Origin of the sequence: Cloacibacillus evryensis DSM 19522 (assembly GCF_000585335.1) — a bacterium.
Classification (GTDB): domain Bacteria; phylum Synergistota; class Synergistia; order Synergistales; family Synergistaceae; genus Cloacibacillus; species Cloacibacillus evryensis.
Genome location: NZ_KK073872.1, coordinates 3440704 through 3462440, shown reverse-complemented (window position 1 = coordinate 3462440; position 21737 = coordinate 3440704). Strand labels below are relative to the sequence as shown.

At 56.2% G+C, this 21737-nt stretch carries 12 protein-coding genes and 3 rRNA genes; 12 read left to right on the top strand and 3 right to left on the bottom strand.

Annotated elements, in window-relative coordinates:
• The first annotated feature begins 371 nt into the window (after positions 1 to 371).
• On the top strand, positions 372 to 1238 hold the full coding sequence (locus CLOEV_RS15385; RefSeq protein ID WP_034444872.1) for an amidohydrolase family protein: 867 nt from the start codon (positions 372 to 374) through the stop codon (positions 1236 to 1238).
• Here the strand turns inward: CLOEV_RS15385 and CLOEV_RS15380 are convergent.
• From CLOEV_RS15380 to CLOEV_RS15370, 3 genes are all read right to left on the bottom strand, one after another.
• Positions 1222 to 2475 carry an MFS transporter gene (locus CLOEV_RS15380; RefSeq protein WP_034444870.1) on the bottom strand — a complete coding sequence of 418 codons (1254 nt, stop codon included), beginning with the start codon at positions 2473 to 2475 and terminating at the stop codon, positions 1222 to 1224. The two genes, CLOEV_RS15385 and CLOEV_RS15380, sit on opposite strands and share 17 nt — an antisense overlap.
• A 133-nt stretch (positions 2476 to 2608) precedes the next feature.
• Positions 2609 to 4102, bottom strand: coding sequence for an aldehyde dehydrogenase family protein (locus CLOEV_RS15375; RefSeq protein WP_008708454.1), 1494 nt, complete (start codon positions 4100 to 4102; stop codon positions 2609 to 2611).
• A 216-nt stretch (positions 4103 to 4318) separates the two neighbouring features.
• Complete coding sequence (locus tag CLOEV_RS15370) at positions 4319 to 6451, bottom strand: glutamine synthetase III family protein (RefSeq protein WP_008708453.1); 2133 nt, start codon at positions 6449 to 6451, stop codon at positions 4319 to 4321.
• A 284-nt stretch (positions 6452 to 6735) separates the two neighbouring features.
• Between CLOEV_RS15370 and abc-f the strand changes: the two genes are divergently transcribed.
• From abc-f to CLOEV_RS15315, 11 genes are all read left to right on the top strand, one after another.
• Positions 6736 to 8709: a ribosomal protection-like ABC-F family protein gene (gene abc-f, locus CLOEV_RS15365; RefSeq protein ID WP_034444867.1), complete on the top strand. Its 1974-nt coding sequence runs from the start codon at positions 6736 to 6738 to the stop codon at positions 8707 to 8709.
• A gap of 24 nt (positions 8710 to 8733) precedes the next feature.
• On the top strand, positions 8734 to 9186 hold the full coding sequence (locus tag CLOEV_RS15360) for a NanQ anomerase/TabA/YiaL family protein (RefSeq protein WP_008708451.1): 453 nt from the start codon (positions 8734 to 8736) through the stop codon (positions 9184 to 9186).
• A gap of 23 nt (positions 9187 to 9209) precedes the next feature.
• Positions 9210 to 10082 carry a LysR family transcriptional regulator gene (locus CLOEV_RS15355; RefSeq protein ID WP_034444864.1) on the top strand — a complete coding sequence of 291 codons (873 nt, stop codon included), beginning with the start codon at positions 9210 to 9212 and terminating at the stop codon, positions 10080 to 10082.
• A gap of 138 nt (positions 10083 to 10220) precedes the next feature.
• On the top strand, positions 10221 to 11228 hold the full coding sequence (locus CLOEV_RS15350; RefSeq protein ID WP_008708449.1) for a hypothetical protein: 1008 nt from the start codon (positions 10221 to 10223) through the stop codon (positions 11226 to 11228).
• 20 nt (positions 11229 to 11248) lie between these two features.
• On the top strand, positions 11249 to 12130 hold the full coding sequence (locus CLOEV_RS15345; RefSeq protein WP_051485164.1) for a DMT family transporter: 882 nt from the start codon (positions 11249 to 11251) through the stop codon (positions 12128 to 12130).
• Positions 12131 to 12566: 436 nt separating this feature from the next.
• Positions 12567 to 13235: a transglycosylase SLT domain-containing protein gene (locus tag CLOEV_RS15340; protein WP_050805825.1), complete on the top strand. Its 669-nt coding sequence runs from the start codon at positions 12567 to 12569 to the stop codon at positions 13233 to 13235.
• A gap of 497 nt (positions 13236 to 13732) precedes the next feature.
• Positions 13733 to 15254: ribosomal RNA gene (locus CLOEV_RS15335) — 16S ribosomal RNA — on the top strand.
• A gap of 170 nt (positions 15255 to 15424) precedes the next feature.
• A 23S ribosomal RNA gene (locus CLOEV_RS15330) occupies positions 15425 to 18397 on the top strand.
• Between the two features lie 245 nt (positions 18398 to 18642).
• Positions 18643 to 18758, top strand: a 5S ribosomal RNA gene (rrf, locus tag CLOEV_RS15325).
• The 16S, 23S and 5S rRNA genes sit together here, the layout of an rRNA operon.
• Positions 18759 to 19444: 686 nt before the next feature.
• Positions 19445 to 20746, top strand: a complete 1302-nt coding sequence (locus tag CLOEV_RS15320) for a glutamine synthetase family protein (protein WP_008708611.1) — start codon at positions 19445 to 19447, stop codon at positions 20744 to 20746.
• 309 nt (positions 20747 to 21055) lie between these two features.
• A complete protein-coding gene (locus CLOEV_RS15315) occupies positions 21056 to 21637 on the top strand; it encodes an ANTAR domain-containing response regulator (RefSeq protein ID WP_051485163.1) in 582 nt (193 codons plus the stop codon).
• The last annotated feature ends 100 nt before the right edge of the window (positions 21638 to 21737 follow it).

Genomic DNA, 21737 nt, shown 5'->3' with positions numbered 1-21737 from the left:
TTTAACTGAAACTTTGTATATCAATAATAATGCAGATCGAACCTTGAAAAACTAATATTTCCAGGCCAGAAATAAGCGGCAGGGGCCCCTTTCTGCTATGATTTTATCGACAAAAACAAAGCCGCAGGAGATACTCATGCCACGAACAGGATAACATACGAAAATATAGAAAAAATGAACTTATCTCGGCCATCATTGAAAAAGAGGGATAAGTTTATTTTTTCTCTTCCACAAACAATGCAAGTTTGCCTTGGTTTATATTTCTGACGCTATTTTAGATTGGCCTGATATTGGATTTTCACAGTTAGAGCTGTATTATTGATGTGCGAAGTTTCAGTCCGTGAATTATTATTAATATGAGGTTGTTTGCGATGAAGATAATCGATGCGCACGTACACATATATCCCGAATTTCTCAAAAAAGAGCGCGACAGGATCGCCGCGCGCGAACCGTGGTTTGAGCTGCTGACCTCGTCGAAGGTGCAGAAATGGGGCACGGCGGAGGAGCTTGTCGCGGCGATGGACGAGGCCGGGATCACGCAGTCGCGCGCCACGACCTTCGCCTTTCGCGACCAGGGGCTCTGCCGCGAGATGAACGACTATGTGCTGGAGGCGGCGAAACGCTTTCCGGGGCGCATCGTTCCGCTTGCCGTCGTCTCGCCGCTTCGCCCAGGAGCGGCCGGGGAGGCCGAGCGCGCCTTTGACGCCGGAGCCGCCGGGCTGGGCGAGCTTTTTCCCGACGGCCAAGGCTTCGACCTGCAGGACGCGGCGGCGCTGCGCGGAATATGCGGCGTCTGCCTCGAGCGCGGCAAGCCTCTTATGATACACACGGCGGAGCAGGCGGGGCACCAGTATGCGGGCAAGGGCGCGTACGGCGCGCGCGAAGCGGCCGCTTTCTGCCGGAATTTTCCGATGGTGAAGGTGACGTTCGCGCACTTCGGCGGCGGCCTCTGGGCCTTCGAGGCGATGCCGGAGATGCGGCTGCTGCTTGCGAACGCGAGCTATGACACGGCGGCGTGGCCGTGGCTCTATGAGCCGCAGATAATAGACGCGATCTTCGCAGCCGGAGCCGGCGATAAGATAATGTTCGGCTCGGACTGGCCGATCCTGAAATTTCCGCGTTATGAGAAGCTTATAGGCGAAACCAGGCTTTCGGAGGGAGATAAAGAAAAGCTGCTCGGCGGGAATGCGGCGCGTATATTCGGCGGCGGCCGTGAGCCCGCTATGCCGACTGCTTGAACCAGCTTTCCAGCACCGCGCGCTTCTTCCTTAAAAGCAGCCACAGCGACAGCCCCGCCGCTATGCCGCAGAAGGGCCAGCCGGCCCAGCCGCCGAACGCCTGCATGACGACGCCCGCGTAAAAGTTCCCGAACGTTGTGGAGCCGACCGTTATAAGCGCATAGACGCTCATGACGCGGCCGCGGTATTTCTCGGGCGCGTAGAGCTGGAAGATCGAGTTTCCGCTGTTCAGGAACATGAGGTTCAGTATCCCGAGTAGCGTTACCATTACGAGCACAAGGCCGTAGCTGCGGCAGAGGCCCATCGCGATAAGAATGATCGTTTCGCCGGCCGCGGCGGCGGGAAGGAACCACTTTCTGACGCCGTATCTTGCGAGGCCGGCCATAACGACCGCACCGATAAGCGAGCCGAGCCCGACCGCGGAAAGGAGCCTCGTATAGGCCCCTGCGCCCATTCCGAGCACGGTACGGGCGAAGACCGGGATGATGACGTCGCTGTTCATCGCGAAGGTGCATAAAACCGCCAGAAAAATAACGTTTATGACGAGCGTCTCGCTGCCGCGGATGTAATCGAGCCCCTCTTTCACATCCGCAACGACGTTCTGCGTCCGGGGGAAGGAGGGCTTTTCAACGGTCTTGATCCGGGTAAGGCTGAAAATGACGGCGAGAAAGCTGACCGCGTTTATAAAAAAGCAGACGGAGGCTCCGCCAAGCTCCATGACTATTCCCGCGGCGGCCGGCCCGATTATGCGCGCCAGGTTCACTATCGTCGAGTTCAGCGACACGGCGTTCATTATGTCTTCCTTGCCGACGAGGTCCATGAAAAACGACAGGCGCGCCGGCATGTCGACGGTCGTCGTGAGCCCCAGCGCCGTGCAGAGCAACAGCAGCAGCCAGTACTGTTCGCAGTGAAAAAACGTAAGCAGCGCGAGAGCGAGCGCCTGTAGCATCAGCAGGGACTGTGTTACGATGAGCAGCCTGCGCTTTGAAAAACGGTCGACGATCGCGCCGGAAAAGAGAGTGAACAGTAATATCGGAAGATACTGCGCCACGCCGACAAGCCCCACTTTGAACGGAGAGTTCGTGATCGTGTAGACGAGCCATACGAGCGCCGTGCGCTGCATCCAGGTGCCCATCAGCGAGACGCACTGTCCGATCCAGAATATCCGGAAATCCCGGTGTTTTAGTGAGGCAAAGACCGTCCCCGACATGGAGGCCGCTTTCTCTGTGAGAAACATTGATTCCACCAGCCCGCTTTTTGCTTTGATGTTCTTGCTTTATGGTGGTTATTATAGAACTTTTTCTCTGTTTCAAGGTCAAAAAAAGTTCCGCCGGCCTTAACGGCCGGCGGAGCTTTCCGGTCCCGCTCTTTTATCCTTTCGGATAGAAGCCGCTCGGGGCTTCGCTGAGGTTTATCATGATGTTTTTCATCTGGGTGTAGTGTTCGAGGATCACCTTGTGTGTCTCGCGTCCGATCCCGCTCGCCTTATAGCCGCCGAAGGGCGCGCCCGCGGGGATCGAATTGTAGGTGTTGACCCACATGCGTCCCGTCTCGATGCCGCGGCAGACCCTTATCGCGCGGTTGATGTCGCGCGTCCAGACCGCTCCGCCGAGGCCGTAGGCGTTGTCGTTGGCCATCGCGACGACCTCTTCCTCCGTCTTGAATTTTATGACGCAGGCGACGGGGCCGAAGATCTCCTCCTGCGCCACTTTCATGTCGTTTGTCACATCGACGAGCAGGGTCGGCGCATAGAAGGCGCCGTGCGCAAATTCACCCTCGGCGAGCGGGTGTCCGCCGCAGGCGACACGCGCGCCCTCCGCGACGCCCATGTCGACGCACTGCTGGATCTTCTTGACCTGGTTTTTGTCTATCTGGCTGCCCATCTGGCTCTTCGGCTCCCACGGCATACCGACTTTGATTTTGTTGAAGGCTTTGACGGCGTCTTTTACGAATTTGTCGTAGATGTCCTCATGTACGAATACGCGCGAGCCGGCGCAGCAGACCTGCCCCTGGTTGAAGAGGATGCCGAGCTGCAGGCCGTCCATCGCCATATCCCATTTGCAGTCGGGGAAGTAGATGTTCGCCGATTTGCCGCCCAGTTCGAGCGTCGAGGGGATCAGGCGGTGCGCCGCCGCCTTGGCGACGTCTCCGCCGACGTCGGTCGAGCCGGTGAAGGCCAGTTTCCTGAATCCCTCATGCTCCAGCATGAACTGTCCGGCTTTTGAGCCTTTGCCGGTGACGACGTTGAAGACGCCCGGCGGCAGGATGCCGCTGATGAGGCGCGCGAGTTCAAGCACGGAAAGCGGCGTCAGGCTCGATGGCTTGAATACCGTGCAGCAGCCGGCGGCGAGCACCGGCGCGAGCTTCCAGGCCGCCATGAGGAAGGGGAAGTTCCACGGCACGATCTGTCCGACGACGCCGATCGGTTCGCGGAGGATTATCGACATGGTATTTTCGTCGAGCATGGCCGCGCTGCCCTCTTCGGTGCGCACCGCTCCCGCGAAATAGCGGAAGTGGTCTGCGGAGAAGGGGATGTCGATGGCCATCGTCTCACGGATCGGTTTGCCGTTGTTCAGCGATTCCACCATCGCGAGGTGTTCTTTGTTGGCGTCGATCACGTCGGCGATCTTGAGCAGGATGTCGGCTCTCTTTGCCGGGTCGACATTTTTCCAGCTCTTCCAGGCTTCCCACGCCGTGGTCACGGCAAGGTCGACATCCTCCCGCGTAGCCTCGGCGCACTCGGCCAGTACCTTTCCATTGGCCGGACAGTGGGCCTTGAAGTATTTGCCGTCGCTTGCCGGCCGCCATTCTCCGTTGATAAACAATCCATACTGCTTTTGCAGTTCCGGTTCTTTGTTAAGCATTAGGAATGCCCCCCTTATTTTTTCGGTTTCCGGATCAAACAGCAAAGCGCCCCTTTTTACAGGGCGTAATATATTATTTTCTGAATATTCATTTTAACACTACTCTTATTATTGATTTAGGTATTAATGCTCATTTAATATGAACTTTAATAACTAAAAGGCAATAAAAACGGCCCCCCGGCCAAAAGGGCTGGGGAGCCTGCGGGTGGGTCGGCACTAGGCCGAAAGTGAAAGGAGGTCCCGGTAATTTGGGTAAGGCATGTTTTCACCGGAAAGGAAGATCTCTATCGAATCTGCCGTCTTCCTGATCTCTTTCATGAGGGGGACGGCGGAATTCACAATTTCATCGGCGTGTTCGCGCGGCGTCATCGCGGCCATCTTCTCACGAAGCGCCGCGAGTTCGCGCGTTTTTTCAATCAGCGATATCTTGGCTTCGGCGAGCTTGACGATGAGGCTCTTCCATCTGTCGGAGCCAGGGAGGCCGAAGCCGTCCGCGATGGCGAAGGAATCCCGTTCAAGGAGGAGCTGTTTTGAGATCGCGGGAAGTATTCCCTCCCATACCATATCGCGAAGCACGGACATCTCTATCTCGATGTTTTTTACGAAGCTCTCCATTTTGATCGTATGGAAGGCTTCCATCTCTTTTTTGTGGAAGACGCCGAGCTCTTCCAGCATCTGCAGCGTCGAGGGTTCCATAAAGAGGTCGATGCCCTCGGGGATGGTGTGGGCTTTGACGAGGCCGCGGCGTTCCGCCTCGGCGTGCCAGCCGCCGGTGTATGCGTCGCCCTCGAAGCGGATATCCCTGTTCATCTCTGAGGCTTTGCGGATCGTCTTTATCGCCGCTTCGACGGGGTCCTCGCCGCCGTTTATGCGTTCCTCGAACAGCGAGAGGAACTCTTCCAGGCCGGCGGCCCAGACGGAGAGCAGCGCCATGACCGGCACCGCCATCGCCTGAGAAGCGCCGGGCGCGCGGAATTCAAATTTGTTGCCCGTGAAGGCGAGCGGGCTCGTGCGGTTGCGGTCGCTGTCAAAGGCCACGATGTCCGGCAGCTTCGGCAACCCGAGGTCGAGCGTGCCCTTTGCCGGCCTCACGCCCTCGTCTACGCCCTCGTCTATCGCGCGCAGCATTCCCGCGACGGCTTCGCCGAGGTATACGCTGACGATGTAGGGCGGGGCCTCGTGGCCGCCGAGGCGGTACATGTTGCCCGGCGTCGAGATCGAGGCCTGCAGGAGGCCGAAATGCTTCGCCGCGCCGAGGATGAAGGCGGAGAGGAACGAGAGGAAGATGACGTTCTTCCTGTGGTTTGTCGAGGGTTTCAGCAGGTTGCGCCCCTCGCTGTCCTCCAGCGAAAAGTTGATGTGCTTGCCGCTGCCGTTCATCTCCTGGAAGGGTTTCTCGTGAAAGAGGAGGCGCAGTTCGTGCTGGCGCGCCATTTTGCGCATCGTTTCCATGATGAGCTGGTTCTGGTCGCAGGCAAGGTTCGCCTCGGTGAACTGTGGAGCGAACTCGAACTGACAGCGCGCGTTTTCGTTATGACGGGTGGCGAGGTCGACGCCGAGGCGCGCCAGGTCGCGCTGCACGTCCTCCATATATGAGAGTACGCGCGTCGGTATCGCGCCGAAATAGTGGTCCTCCATCTTCTGGTCGCGCGGCGGCGGCGATCCGACGAGCGTGCGGCCGCAGAAGCGGATGTCGGGGCGTTTTTGCGCGCGCGGGCGGTCGAGAAGGAAGAACTCCTGCTCGCCGCCGACGGTGGCGTGTACGTAACGCACGCCGCGGTTGCCGAAGAGCTTGAGCATCTTCATGGCGCGGCTCTCGACGGCCTGCATCGAACGCAGCAGGAAGGTCTTGAGGTCGAGCGGCGAACCGTCGTAGGCGATGAATATGGATGGTATACAGAGAGTGCCGCCTTTGCGGGAGCGGATGATGAAGGCGGGGCTCGTCGGATCCCAGGCGGAGTAGCCGCGCGCCTCAAAGGTGCTGCGGGTGCCGCCGGAGGGGAAAGAGGAGGCGTCGGGTTCGCTCTGCATGAGGTCCTTGCCGCGGAAGGAGTTCAGCGGGTTGCCGTTTTCGTCGGCGGTGAGGAAGGCGGTATGTTTCTCCGCCGTCAGCTCGGTGAGCGGGTGGAACCAGTGCGCCCAGTGGTCGGCGCCTTTGCTGACCGCCCAGTCCTTCATCGCGAGCGCCACCGTGTCGGCGATGCCGGAGTCGAGCTTCTGCCGGCCCTCCATCGCCCCCGCGAGGTTTTCAAAGACGTCCTGCGGCAGGCGCTGTTTCATCTCTTTCCGGTCAAAGACAAGCGAGCCATATATATCTTTCATTTTCTGGTACTCTTTTGCTTCTGCCATTATATAAAACCCTTTCCAATGGGGGATCAAACACATTAGTATCTTTATACAACGACTTAAACATAAAATCAAGAGCATTTCGATGCTTAATAACAGTTTTCTTGTGCGGAAGAGTAAAAAAACGGTTTGATTTGTCCTCGGAATAAGGTTTCTCTCCAAAGCGCGCGCGAACATTTGACGATTCTCCGGGAGGCTGGCAGGCGGGCGTCCGCCGCTATTTTCTTTGAGGGCCGTTCCAACTATAATATACAAATTGCATTTAAAGTGGAGGAATTCATCTTAAGATGATCGAGATAAAGGATTTGAAGGTAAATTTCGGCGAACAGGAGGTACTGCGCGGCATAGACTGGTTCATCACGCCGAAAAGCCGTATCGGCCTCGTCGGCGACAACGGCGCCGGCAAGACGACGCTGCTGCGCGTGCTGGCGGGGAGCGCCGATTACGAGGGTACCATTACGATGCCGAAGGGACACAGCGTCGGCTATCTTCCGCAAGACCTTGTGGAGATCGGGGAGCTCCCTCTCGCAGAATACCTGAAAGGGCGGGCCGGACTCACGGAGATATCACAAAGGCTCGCCGAATGTGAACAGAGGATGTCGGCGCTGGCCGAAGACGATCCGTCGGTGAAGGGGCTGCTTTCCGAGCATGAGCGGCTGCAGAGGCTTTTTGAATCGAAGGGCGGCTTCGGCTTTGACGTCGAGGCCAAGCAGGTGCTCAAGGGGCTCGGTTTCGCGCCGGAGCGCGACGCCGCGCGGCTGACCTCCGAATTCTCCGGAGGATGGAAGATGCGCATCGCCCTTGCCGCGCTGCTTCTTTCGCATTCGGACATCATGCTGCTCGACGAGCCGACGAACCACCTTGACACCGAGAGCATGGAATGGCTCGAATCATGGCTGCGCGACTACCGCGGCACGATCATCGCCGTCTCGCATGACCGGCGTTTTCTCGACAATATGGTAACATCGGTGGCGGAACTCGCGAACGGCCGGATAAATCTTTATTCCTGCGGTTATGAAAAGTTTCTCACGGAGCGCGAGGAACGCCGCGCGCGGCTGGAGGCCGAGTGGGAGCAGCAGCGTGAGAAGATCGACGAGATACAGCGCTTCGTCGAACGCTTCCGCTATAAGGCGACAAAGGCGCGCCAGGTGCAGAGCCGCATCAAACAGTTGGAAAAGATGGAGATAACGGAGCTTGAGGGCCCCTCGAAGAGCGTGAGCTTTCATTTCCCGGAGAGCCCGCGCAGCGGCCGCGAGGTGATAAAGGCCGCGGGGCTCGCGAAGCGCTACGGAGAGCATACAGTCTTTCAGGACGTGGATCTCGTCATCGAGCGCGGCGAGCGCGTCGCCCTCGTCGGCGTCAACGGCGCGGGTAAATCGACGCTGATGCGCCTGCTGAATCAGAGCGAAGAACCAACCGCCGGCACGGCGGAGCTCGGCCTCAACGTCAAGAAGGCCTATTTCTCGCAGGAGAGCGCCCAGAACCTTGACTACAGCCGCACCATCTGGCAGGAGGTCAACAATACCGGCTCAAAGCTGCTGGAGGGGGCGAAGCGCAATCTGCTCGGAGCCTTCCTCTTTTCGGGGGACGAGATACACAAACCCGTCTCCGTCCTCTCGGGCGGCGAGAAATCGCGCCTCGGCCTGCTGAAGATGCTGCTCTCCGAGTCAAATCTGCTGATCCTAGACGAGCCGACGAACCACCTCGACTACGGTACGAAAGAGCTTTTTCAGAAGGCGCTGCTCCAGTACGGCGGCACCATTTTGATCGTCTCCCACGACCGCGCCTTTCTCGACGACCTGGTGAACCGCGTCGTCGAGATACGCGACGGAAAGCTCTATGATTATCCCGGCAACTACTCGTGGTTCATCGAAAAAAGAAGCGGTCGCGAGGCCGCACCCATCGCCGTGACTGCTGTCGACCCCGCGGAGAAACTTGCCGCCGAACTGCGCGCGGGGGCCGCCGAGGCCCGCCAGGAGGCGAGAACGAAAGAGCAGCGGCGCGCCGAGGCTGAGGAGCGCAACCGCCTCTACCGCGCGAAGAAGGACTTTGTGGAGCGCCTCGAGATATGCGAAAGGGAGATATCCTTCGCCGAGAGGCGCAAAGATGAGATAAACGGCCTCCTCTGCTCGCCGGAGGTGCTCTCCGACTCCCAGCGCATCCAGGGCCTGATGATCGAGCTTAAAGAAAAAGAAGAGGCGCTGAAAAGGCTCTACGAAGAGTGGGAAGAGCTCAGTATTAAGATAGAAGAGATAAAATAGAGGAAGCGGAGAGGGGCGACAGAGATGATATATGACTCAGTGGACCGTTTTATCACCGAATTGCCGAAGTACATGCCGTGCGCGGGGCAGCTTGTAAAATTTCTCTCGTCTGCCGGTGAAAAAAGCTTTGAGGAGCTCCGGGAGATGGATTTCGCGCCGCTGGACCTGCGCTTTGGGGAATACGAGACTAAGCCGCGCGCGGAGGTCCCCTTCGAGGCGCACAGGAGATACTGGGACCTTCAGCTCGTCGTTGAGGGAGAGGAACTTCTCGGTTACGCGCCGCTCGCGGAGCTTAGGGAGACGACGCCGTACGACGAAAAAGAGGACATCGCCTTTTACGGCGGCGAGGGACAGGAGCTGAAGCTCGCGCGCGGAACGGCCGTGCTTCTCGCGCCGTGGGACGGCCACCGCCCGGGGGTGAAGGCGGGAGAGAGGCCGTGCCGGATAAAAAAGATCGTCGTCAAGCTGCCCTGGTGAAGAACGGGGCGGCGGAGATGTAGATGGATCTGAAAAAATGCAAAATACTGCTTGACGCGATAGATTACCGCAACCTCTCAAAGGTGGCCAAGGACTATGGCTACACGCCGTCGGGCATCTGGCATATGATCGATACGATAGAGAACGAACTTGGCTTTCCGCTCTTCATCAGAAACAGCGGCGGCGTCGTTCCCACGGACAACTGCCTGCGCCTGGCCCCCTATCTGCGCGACCTCCTTAAATGCAACGAACGGCTTGCCCAGCGGATGGCCGAAATAAGGGGGATAAAGAGCGGCAGCATCACGATCGGCAGCTATCCCAGCGTTTCGATACAATGGCTGCCGCATGTCATCAAAGCTTTCCGCGCCGATTATCCCGGTGTGACGATACAGATACGCGAAGGCATCCGGCAGGAGTTGCAAAGCTGGCTCGACGAAATGAGCGTAGAGATGTGCTTCTACACCTGGCGCCCCAAGATGAAGTGCCACTGGATACCGCTGCGGGACGACCCGATAATGGCCGTCCTGCCGCCCGACCACCCGTTGGCCGGCGCCGCCTCGTATCCGCTTTCGCGCTGCGCCGGGGAAAAATTCATCATGCCGGCGCTCGGGCGCGACGAAGACGTGACCGCCGTCCTTGAGGAGGCCGGCATCTCCCCCAGCATCGCCTTCTCCACCATTGAAAACTTCGCCGCGATATCAATGATAGAATGCGGCCTCGGCATGAGTATAATGAACGAACTGATAACCAAAGGACGCCTCAACAAAGCCGCGATCCTGCCGCTCGATCCGCCGCGCCATATCAGCTTCGGCATCGCGCTCCCCTCTCTTGAAAAGGCCTCCCCCGCGGCGCTCGAATTCGTCTCCTACGCGAAACGCATGATCCCCGATATGTAAAATGACCGTCTCCCTGACCGCATAGCGCGCGGCTGTGAAAGTTTCTCACAGCCGCTGTTAATTATTGTCGCTTTATGAAAACGGAGATAGATAATATCATGGTATGACAATAAACGGAAAAAGGAGGCATTTACCCTCATGATAGACAATATGATGCTCATTACCCTCTTCGACTCCCTCTATCCCTGCTGGACAAGAGAAATGCTCGTCAAAGAGGGCGTGGACATGGCCGCGCTGGAAAGGCTCGTTGAAGAGGGGCTGATAGTGCCGGAGGACGGCGTCTATTCGCTCAGCGAAACGGGCGTCGCCGAATTCAGGCGTATCGCGCTGGAAAACTTTATCGAAGAAAAACCGGGAGAAGCTCCCGCCGACCGCGTCCGTTCGGCAAGGGCGGGCGGCTTCCTGAAACTTCTCAACGCCGCCCACCTTCAGCGCTGGGGCATAAAACAATACTATACCTCGCCGGCGCTGGAAATATTTCCGAAGGCTCGTGACGAAGAGCTGTTCGCCGTTAATAAGGACGAACTGGCCTGGCCCTACATGAATGGCGAGGCGGAGCTGGAGATGGAGGAAAAATTTCCCCTCATCGGACTTCGCGGGCGCGGCGCGGGAATGGCGGCGGACGCGGAAAAGGCCGGCGCCTGGCTGGCGGAAAAAGCCGGACTGACGGAGATTTTTACCCCTGACATCCTCTACGTCTGCCGCTACGACTATCTCCAATATGAGAACTTCAAAGGCCATCCTAACGATCCTCTGCGGCTGATAAATACCGACCGCTTCCTGTTCGTCTTTGACAGCGGCCGCGAAGAGGACGAGCTGCGCGAGATCGGCAGGTTCCGGCGGTGGGTCATGTTTCAGCGCCGCGTCATGCTGCCCGGGTTTTTTGATATAGACACGCAGGAACAGGACAGCATCTGCCAGCTGCTGCTCGTCTCCGATAGCGAGGCGCGGGCAAAAGAGAGCGCCGCGAGACTTGCGCGCTTCGGAGCGCAGATCGCGTCGGGAGTTCAGCCCCTCGATATCTGGACGCTCTCGGAGGAGGCGCTGGCGGCGGTGCGCGACAAACGCGAAATAATATGGGAGCTCATCCCCGACATCGGCCATTCGGTCAGCCGCACGACGGCGTGCGCAAGCTGCCGCTGCTGAAAGGAATGCGGAGACAGAGCATGAAGATATCAAAGAGCACTTTGAAAGGGACCCTGTGCGTGATCGGGGCGGGAATGTGCTGGGGCACGACGGGAACGATACAGGCCTTCGCGCCGGAGGGCGCCTCCTCGCTGTCCATCGGCGCGGCGCGCGTCGCCGTTGCGGGCATCATCCTTTTTATATACATGCTGATAAAAAAACGGGGCGGGCTCCTCCGCGGCGAATGGAGCGTGAAGGGCGTGCTGCTTGCCGCGGCGGGACTTGCCGCCTATCAGCTTACCTTCTTCTCCGCCGTGCGCTTGACCGGAGTCGCCGTCGGTACAATGGTGGCGATCGGCAGCGCCCCGCCCGTCGCGGGGATCTTCGGACGGGTCCTCTTCGGGGAACGCTTGCCTTGGCGCTGGTATGCCGCCACCGTACTCGCGGTCGCGGGATGCGTTATGCTCGTGCTGGGGGGCAACCGCGGCGCCCTCTCAGTATCCGCCCTCGGCGTATTTCTCGCCTTCGGCGCGGCCCTCTCCTACGCGCTCGAAGGAGTCGGACTCCGCCTCATAAAGAGAGACCCATACGACGTAATCGCCGTCGTCAGCGCCGTCAGCGGCCTCATGGCGCTGCCGTGGCTCCTTGCGGGGGACATCGGCTGGATGCTCGAACCGCGCGGAGCCGCCTGCATGGGATTGCTCACCTTTCTCAGCACCATCATCCCATATACATTATTTACGATCGGCATTCAAAACATCGCGCTTGGGACCGTCTACACACTCTCGCTCTCCGAACCCCTCACCGCCTGGTTCCTGTCGGCCGTGCTGCTGGGGGAACGTCTCTCATGGATCGGTTCGCTTGGCGTAGGTATACTTTTTTGCGGCATTTTGCTGCTCGCCTGCAATAAAAATCAAGGCTGATACTCGATGAATCTTTACTAAACAGATATTTTGCTTCTAATATAAGCCTTTTTTGAAAAGCCGTGCCCTCATGTAACATTAGAAAGCACGGTATTTGTCGTTTTGAGCTTGACTTATTGACTCTTGCCGTTATCATATTTCATGCGTTAAGAGTGCCCGCGGACAGCACAATTCAGAAAATTTAAAATGTAGATTTTCTGAAAGGGGTTTTCTGCGTTTCCAAACTCGCAAGGAGGTCAATATGCGAAAAATAATGAAAAAGCGGCATCTCCACTTGTCGCAAATCGCAGTGATGCTCCTGCTCCTCGTTTCGGTAATAATGCACCCGGCGGCCGGAATGAGCAGTACGGAATCATCACCGAAAACACATAGCACCCTCTCGGACGGCACCGTAATCACAACAGTCAGTGAAACCGCTCTAACAGAGAATGTCGTAATGACGGAGAGCAAAACCTCCGTTATCTATACCGCACAGACCGAGACTGGCAAAAGCCCGAAAGAGATCACGCAGGATAAAGATCCGGCTCCGTTCGACAGATCCATCTATGCCGCGCTGAAACACCAGGGACTTACCGAACAGCATATAGGAGTCTGGCAGGACGAGCACCCGCTAAGCACGCTCAACAAACTGGGCACGCTCGCGCCCGCGAAACAGAAAAAAGTTGCGAACGTAGCAGCCTTCATAAGAAAGGTAAACCCCCAAATCCCGGCAAAAACCGCTTGGAGAGAGGCCTGCGCGCTGGTATTCTACAGCGTCAAATACAACGTCCCCTCGGACCTCGTCGTCAGCATCGCAAAGGCCGAGAGCCGCTTCAACCCGTCGGCGCAGAGCAAGGCGGGAGCGCTGGGCGTCATGCAGGTCATGTGGAAGGTGCATAACGGAATGCTCCGCGCGAAGGGCATCGCCCCGACCCGCGACCACATGTTCGATCCCGAGCGCGGCGTGGAAGCCGGAGTCCTCATACTCTCGCGCTACATGAGCGCTTACGGGACCGTACAGAATGCCCTCAACCGCTACTACGGCGGCATCGCGCACAACTACCTCAAAAAAGTGAACAACAACATGGCGATGCTCCAGCGCCATACGGACAAGAGCGGCTACTAGCCGCGAACGACAGATCGCTCTAACGCAGCGGGGAAGGTACGCCTTCCCCGCATTTTTTGTCTTTCGACAGAAATTAAAAGAATTGCGGTTTCAAAAAAAATCCAGTCAGAAAATCCGGAATGACAGAGAAAAGAAAGAATGGAGGCGAAGACACGAGTCCGTGTGTCCTTGCGAAAAAAGCCGTCGCGGGGGTTGACGAAAAGGGCCGGGCATAATATACTTGCTCCCGTTGCGCCCGCGACGGGCAGCTTTTTTTAACCCCGGCGGCGCGGCAGGCACCATGACAAAAAGAATAACGAGAAAGCAAAAGCAACATACATCGTAACCCGGTTCAGACGCGGAGACGCGGAAAGAATTGGAGAAGGTGTGTGGTCCTTGAGGCGGCACCGGAAGCGAGATCGCAAAAGCGCGAAAACGCGGGAGCCGCTGAAAAAGAGAATTCCGGGCCGGCGCGAGCCGGTCAAGAAAAAAGTCAGCGAAAGCGACACGTCAGGAATCAAACGGAGAGTTTGATCCTGGCTCAGGACGAACGCTGGCGGCGTGCCTAACACATGCAAGTCGAACGAAGACCATAGAGGAGCTTGCTTTAATATGGTTTTAGTGGCGGACGGGTGAGTAACGCGTGAGGACTTGTCGAGTACAGGGGGACAACAGGTGGAAACGTCTGCTAATACCCCATAAGCCTTCGGGTAAAAGGAGCGATCCGGTACACGAGAGACTCGCGTTCTATCAGCTAGTAGGTGGGGTAACGGCCCACCCAGGCCAAGACGGATAGCCGGACTGAGAGGTCGATCGGCCACACTGGAACTGAGACACGGTCCAGACTCCTACGGGAGGCAGCAGTGGGGAATATTGGGCAATGGGGGAAACCCTGACCCAGCGACGCCGCGTGAGTGAAGAAATCCCTCGGGATGTAAAACTCTGTTGTGTGGGAAGATAATGACGGTACCACACGAGGAAGCCCCGGCAAACTACGTGCCAGCAGCCGCGGTAATACGTAGGGGGCGAGCGTTGTTCGGAATTACTGGGCGTAAAGCGCACGCAGGCGGACCTGTAAGTCTGTCGTCAAAGGCGGAGGCTCAACCTTCGTTCTACGATAGATAACTGCGGGTCTAGAGTATGTGAGAGGGAAGTGGAATTCCCGGTGTAGCGGTGAAATGCGTAGATATCCGGGAGGAACACCAGTGGCGAAGGCGGCTTCCTGGCACACAACTGACGCTCATGTGCGAAAGCCAGGGCAGCGAACGGGTATTAGACTACCCCGGTAGTCCTGGACCGTAAACGATGGATACGTGGGTGTGGGTGAAGCAGTTCATCCGTGCCGTAGTTAACGCGTTAAGTATCCCGCCTGGGGACTACGGTCGCAAGACTGAAACTCAAAGGAATTGACGGGGGCCCGCACAAGCGGTGGAGCACGTGGTTTAATTCGATGCAAACCGAAGAACCTTACCTGGGTTTGACATACTACCGGTACTGACCTGAAAGGGAAGGGACCCCAGCTTGCTGGGGAAGTAGAACAGGTGCTGCATGGCTGTCGTCAGCTCGTGTCGTGAGATGTTGGGTTAAGTCCCGCAACGAGCGCAACCCCTATAGCCAGTTGCTAACAAGTGAAGTTGAGCACTCTGGCGAGACTGCCGCCGACAAGGCGGAGGAAGGTGGGGATGACGTCAAGTCATCATGGCCTTTATGCCCAGGGCGACACACGTGCTACAATGGACGGCACAAAAGGCAGCTTACTAGCGATAGTTGGCGAATCCTTGAAAGCCGTTCCCAGTTCGGATTGCAGTCTGAAACCCGACTGCATGAAGCCGGAATCGCTAGTAATCGCAGATCAGCCAAGCTGCGGTGAATACGTTCCCGGGCCTTGTACACACCGCCCGTCACACCACCCGAGTTGGGGGCACCCGAAGCCGCAGGCTTAACCCGTAAGGGAAAGAAGCGTCTAAGGTGCGCCGAGTAAGGGGGGTGAAGTCGTAACAAGGTAGCCGTACCGGAAGGTGCGGCTGGATCACCTCCTTTCTAAGGAGCAGTCGCTTAAAAGCGACAGCTAAAACAACAAAGTGCCCTTTTGAGACGACTCGACAGGACCCAATGACCTTTTGCTTTCTCATTCTTTTTGTTCAAAAGAACCATGACAAAAAGACCTTCAAAACCGCAAGGACAATACAAGGTCAATAAAGGATTTATGAGGTTAAGGTACAACATAGCACGAGGGGAATGCCTTGGCGCTGAATGCCGAAGAAAGACGCAGCAAGCTGCGAAAAGCCGCGGGGAGGAGCAAGCATCCCGTGATCCGCGGATCTCTGAATGGGGCAACCTTCACAGAGTAACCTGTGAGCCTATCCAATAGGCGGCAACCCGGGGAAGTGAAACATCTCAGTACCCGGAGGAAAAGAAATCGTAAGAGATACCCCAAGTAGTGGTGAGCGAAAGGGGCACAGCCCAAACCATATACATGCCAAGCCTGCAGGCGTTGTGTAAATGGGGTAGAGGGACCTGTCGCGGAGTCCTGCAGAACTCCGAAAGAGTTACAAAGCCGTTTTATAACCGAATCGAGTTGGAAAATCGAGCCACAGAGAGTGAAAGCCTCGTAAGTGAAATAAAAAGGCCTCTTAGACAGACACCCAAGTAATACGGAGCACGTGAAATTCCGTACGAATCCGGGCCGACCACGGTCCAAGGCTAAACACATTCAGCGACCGATAGAGAAACAGTACCGAGAGGGAAAGGTGAAAAGCACCCCTGGCGGGGAGTGAAACAGACCTGAAACCTCGTGCTAACAAGCAGAGGGAGCATCTTCGGATGTGACCTCGTGCCTCTTGGAAAATGAGCCGTCGAGTTATAGTACGTGGCAAAGTTAAAAACTACAAGGTTTGCAGCTGCAGCGAAAGCGAGTCTGAACAGGGCGCAAGTCGCGTGCTATAGACCCGAAGCCATACGATCTATCCATGTCCAGATTGAAGACCGGGTAACACCGGTTGGAGGATCGAACCACAGCCTGTTGAAAAAGGCCTGGATGAGGTGTGGATAGGAGTGAAAAGCTAATCGAGTATGGTGATAGCTGGTTCTCCCCGAAATGCATTGAGGTGCAGCCTCAATCGACAGACTGCAGGGGGTAAAGCACTGAATAGGTAAGGGGGCAGCACTGCCTGCCGAGCTTAATCAAACTCAGAATACCTGCAGATCAAGATTGGGAGTGAGACTGCGAGTGCGAAGATCCGTAGTCGAAAGGGAAACAGCCCAGCCCGACAGCTAAGGTCCCAAAGCCCATGCTAAGTGTTACAAGGATGTGGGGATGCCCAGACAGCCAGGAGGTTGGCTCAGAAGCAGCCACCCTTGAAAGAGTGCGTAACAGCTCACTGGTCGAGCGTCCCTGCGCCAAAAATGTGGGGGGCTAAGCATGGCGCCGAAGCTTCGGATTCAATGGAGATATCTATTGACTGGTAGGGGAGCGTTCTTTATAGGACGAAGCAGTGCTGTAAGGCACTGTGGACAATAAAGAAGTGAGAATGACGGCATGAGTAGCGAAAAGTGTGCGAAAAACACACTCACCGAAAACCCAAGGATTCCTGGGGAAGGTTCATCCACCCAGGGTTAGGCGGGACCTAAGGCGAGGCCGAAAGGCGTAGTCGATGGACAGCGGGTAGACAATCCCGCCCTTCGGTAGCTCGTTTGACAGAAGTGGTGACGCAGAAAGCTATGCACGCCGGGTGATGGAAATCCCGGTACAAAGTCGTAGGCTGAAAAAAGAGGCAAATCCCTTTTTTCTAAAGGCCGAGAACTGACGTGGAAGAATCTGATTCGAGAAGGTGCAAATGCTCGGCTGCCGAGAAAAGCCACTATGGAGAACTATCGAACCCGTACTCAAAACCGACACAGGTGGGTTGGCTTAGAAGGCTAAGGTGAACGGGATAACCATTGTTAAGGAACTCTGCAAGTTGACTCCGTAACTTCGGGAGAAGGAGTGGCTGGAGATGTCAATACTATACGTAATAAGCATCTTTGGTTCGCAGAAACCAGGCTCAGGCGACTGTTTAACTAAAACACAGGACTCTGCTCAAGGCGCAAGCCGAAGTATAGGGTCTGACACCTGCCCGGTGCTGGAAGGTTAAAGGGAGAAGTTAGACGCAAGTCGAAGCCTTGAACTGAAGCCCCAGTAAACGGCGGCCGTAACTATAACGGTCCTAAGGTAGCGAAATTCCTTGTCGGGTAAGTTCCGACCTGCACGAAAGGTGTAACGATCTGAGCGCTGTCTCGACAGTGGACCCGGTGAAATTGTGGTACTGGTAAAGACGCCAGTTACCCGCAGTAGGACGGAAAGACCCCGTGGAGCTTTACTGTAACTTGATATTGAATTTCGGTATAGTATGTATAGGATAGGTGGGAGTCAGTGAAATAAGGACGTCAGTCTTTATGGAGACACCGTTGGAATACCACCCTTATTGTGCTGGGATTCTAACCGCAAGCATTGAAGCATGATGCGGGACATTGTCAGGCGGGCAGTTTGACTGGGGCGGTCGCCTCCCAAAGAGTAACGGAGGCGCGCGAAGGTCACCTCAGTGTGAATGGAAAACACACAAAGAGCGTAAGGGTATAAGGTGGCTTAACTGTGAGACTGACAGGTCGATCAGAAACGAAAGTTGGTCCTAGTGATCCGGTGGTCCTGAGTGGAAAGGCCATCGCTCATCGGATAAAAGCTACCCCGGGGATAACAGGCTGATGCCGCCCGAGAGTTCCTATCGACGGCGGCGTTTGGCACCTCGATGTCGGCTCATCGCATCCTGGGGCTGAAGCAGGTCCCAAGGGTTGGTCTGTTCGCCCATTAAAGCGGTACGTGAGCTGGGTTCAGAACGTCGTGAGACAGTTCGGTCCCTATCCACTGTGGGCGCAAGGTATTTGAGAGGAACTGTCCCTAGTACGAGAGGACCGGGATGGACGGACCGCTAGTGAACCAGTTATTCCGCCAGGAGTAAAAGCTGGGTAGCCATGTTCGGATCGGATAACCGCTGAAGGCATCTAAGCGGGAAGCCGGCCTCAAGATGAGATACCTCATTGCATAAGCAAGTAAGGTGTCCGGCAGACGACCGGTTAGATAGGTTGGGAGTGTAAGAGGGTAACGCCCTTTGAGCTGACCAATACTAATACACCGAGGCCTTAACCTCATAAATCCTTTATAGACCTGATTTTGACAGAACTTTGCCCCAGAAGCCGCAAAGCGCTGGTCGGGCTCGCGTCGACGCACTGGAGTGCGTCTTAACTCGCCCTCCCTACGCGCTTCACGTCTTCTGGAACAAAACTCTGCCAAAATCACAAAAGTTAGAGGGTCTACAGTCCAAAGCGTGTGATATAATATCTCGCGTGGAAAATGACAAAGCAGATAGACGCGCAAGCGTTTATTCATAAAGTTTCCGGTGATTATGGAGAGAGGGTCCCACCCAGTTCCATGCCGAACCTGGCAGTTAAGCCTCTCATCGCCGATGGTACTACGGAGGGTATCCGTGGGAGAGTAGGTCGTTGCCGGAATTAATTGAGAAAAGAGAGTTGAGACTTTTAGTCTTGGCTCTCTTTTTTTGTCTTCTCGCGCAGGAAGGTTGACGGCCGCGGCGGAGCTGTTGGCTCTCTGCCGCGGCCTCTGTCTGTGTTTTGGAAAGGCGCGCTAGGAAAGTTATTTAAAAACCACCCTCGGAAAAACCCGAGGGCAGCTTTCAGGAGTGGTGTAAAAGGCCCTGCGGCGGGCCGCGGATTGGCGGTTACGTAAAATAAAGAGGCATCTTTTTCGCTCCCAATGGCCGTCAGGAGCAGAAACAGATACCTCTTTGTATCTAATTAATATTTACATTTTACTTCAATCTATCTTAAAAATAAATGTTTTAACATCTATTTCCTTGATGTGCGATATAATACTCCCGTATTAAGCAGATGTCAAGCATTTGTTTTATGCTTAATTTTGATGTAAATATACATAAAACGGCATATATGGTTTTGTATGTAATATGCAAAAAATGATCTTACTGTCTATTGATCTTTTATTCATTTATTGACAATTAGAAAATTAGTGTGTAATATTCTTTGCACGTTATAAAATGTCCGGACAACGGCGTCCATGGATGAACGGCGCAAGCCGTCATTCGTGGATATTTTTTTATGATGAGCGAGCGTGGAGGAAGCCCCGCGGCGGCAGACGATAAGCAGAGAGGGATGTTGATGTGATGGATGGCGAAAAGGTTTTGAGCTTTGTTGAGGAAAACGATATCAAGTTTGTGAGGCTTTTTTTCTGTGATATTTTTGGGAGGCCGAAGAGTATCGCGGTGATGTCGGACCAGCTGCCCAGGGTCTTTGAAAGCGGCTTTGGCTTTGACGCCTCGGCGATAGACGGCTTCATGAATATCGCGGAGACGGACCTGCTCCTCCATCCATGCCCCGAGACCTTCTGCGTCCTGCCATGGCGGCCCGCGATGGGCGGTGTCGCCCGGATGTTCTGCGATATCCGCCACGCCGGCGGAGCGCCGTTTGAGGGCGACGGTCGTTTTCTTCTGAGAAGCGCCGTGGAACGGGCGGCTCTGGCAGGGTATAGCTTTAAATTCCGTTCAAAATGCGAATTTTATCTGTTCGAGCTTGACGAAAAGGGCGAATATACGACGAAGCCCCACGACGGCGCCGGTTATCTCGATATCCCGCCGCTCGATAAGGGTGAGAATCTTCGGCGCGAAATATGTCTGACGCTCGAAGAGCTTGGCGACTGCCCGGAGAGTTGTCATCATGAAAAGGGGCCGGGACAGAATCAGATCGATTGCCGCCTGCGCGACGCCGTCGAAAGCGCGGATGATTTCGTCTCGTTTAAATCGGTGGTGCGTACGATCGCGGCGCGCGACGGCCTCTTCGCCTCTTTCATGCCGAAGCCCCTCGACGATGAGAGCGGCAGCGGCCTTCATTTTGATATTTCGATATTTAAGAACGGCTCCGAGAGGGCGCTGGGTATGGGGACGGAGGTAGAGGGCGCGATCGCGGGTATTCTTGAGCATATCGAGGAGATGACCCTCTTTTTTAACACGACGACGAATTCTTATCTGCGCCTGGGCTCGTTTGAAGCCCCGAGGTACGTGAGCTGGGTCGGCGCGAACCGCGCGCAGCTGCTGTTGGCGAAAACCGCGCGCGACGGCTCGTCGCGCCTGGTGCTGCGCTCCCCCGATCCTTTATGCAACCCCTACATCGCCTATGCGTTGATAATCGAGGCGGCGATGGAAGGTATTCTGTCGCGGAGCCGCCCCGGAGCCCCGGCCGATCTCGACCTTTCCAAGGCTCCGGCCGAGCTTCTGCACCAGTATAAAAGTTTGCCGGACAATCTCGGCGCCGCCGTGGAGCTTGCGGAGGGGAGCCAGTTTCTTAAAAAGCATCTCGCCCTGCCGGTGCTTGAAAAGGTGGCGCAGTGTAAGAGGGCTGAATGGGAGGCCTGCTGGAAGGCGAAGGATCGCCGTCAATTCGAGATGGCATCCTACTTTGACTCCCTTTAGGGAACCACTGATTAGATGCACCATCCGCGTCACAGGCAGCCCCCGACCGTGGCTCCAACGTATGCAAATACGCCTGATGGAACTACCAGCCGACTCGCACAAATCAGAAAATCGCTGATTTGGCTCTCTGGCCGTCCGCCCCGCTCAGGGACTGCCTGTTTAGCGGCTGGCACATCGGATGGACAAGCCAGCCGATTCGCACGAAATCAAAGATTTCGGCTCTCTGGCCGTAATCAGCGGACGATACGTCAGGTTTTATATGCTAAAGCGAATTAATCTGTGTTTCCTTAGGGAGGAGCGTGAGGGAGAATGGGCAGCAGGTTTTTGGTCGTTTCGGCTCTGAAGGAGAATATCAGGGCCCTGCGTTCAATAGAGGGCTGCGCGCTGGCCGGATGTGTTACGGAGGCCTTTTCCGGCGCGCAGGCACGCCGCCTGATGGGAGAGCGCCTTTTCGTCAACGTTGTGATAGATACGCCGCTTCCGGATGAGGCGGGGGCGGAACTTGCGCTCTACGCCGCCTCCAAATGCAGCGGCGGCGTCGTTCTCTTCGCGAAGAAGGCACTGGCGGCCGAGCTTGAGGCCGGAAGCGCCGGACGCGGCATCATCGTCATCCCAAAGCCAATAGACAGAGAGGCGCTTAGGCTGTCGCTGCAGGCCCTTGAGATAATGCGCGGGAAAATTTCGCTGGTCGAGGAGGAAAACAGGAGGCTGCGTACGCGCCTTGACGAGGAAAAGCTGGTCTGCCGCGCAAAGTGTCTGCTGATAAAGAGGTACGACATCGGCGAGGCGGGCGCGCATCGGTATATTGAGAAGCGGGCGATGGACAGCCGCCGCTCGAAACGGGACGTCGCCGATGAAATAATCGCGCGGGAGATTCTTTCCGGCGAGTAGTGCGGCGCCGGCCGCGTCAAGATGCCGTTGACACTCTTCCCCGCACCGGAGAGGCTCCCCTGGTTTGCGGACACGGAGGGCTTTCATTTGTCTGCCATGC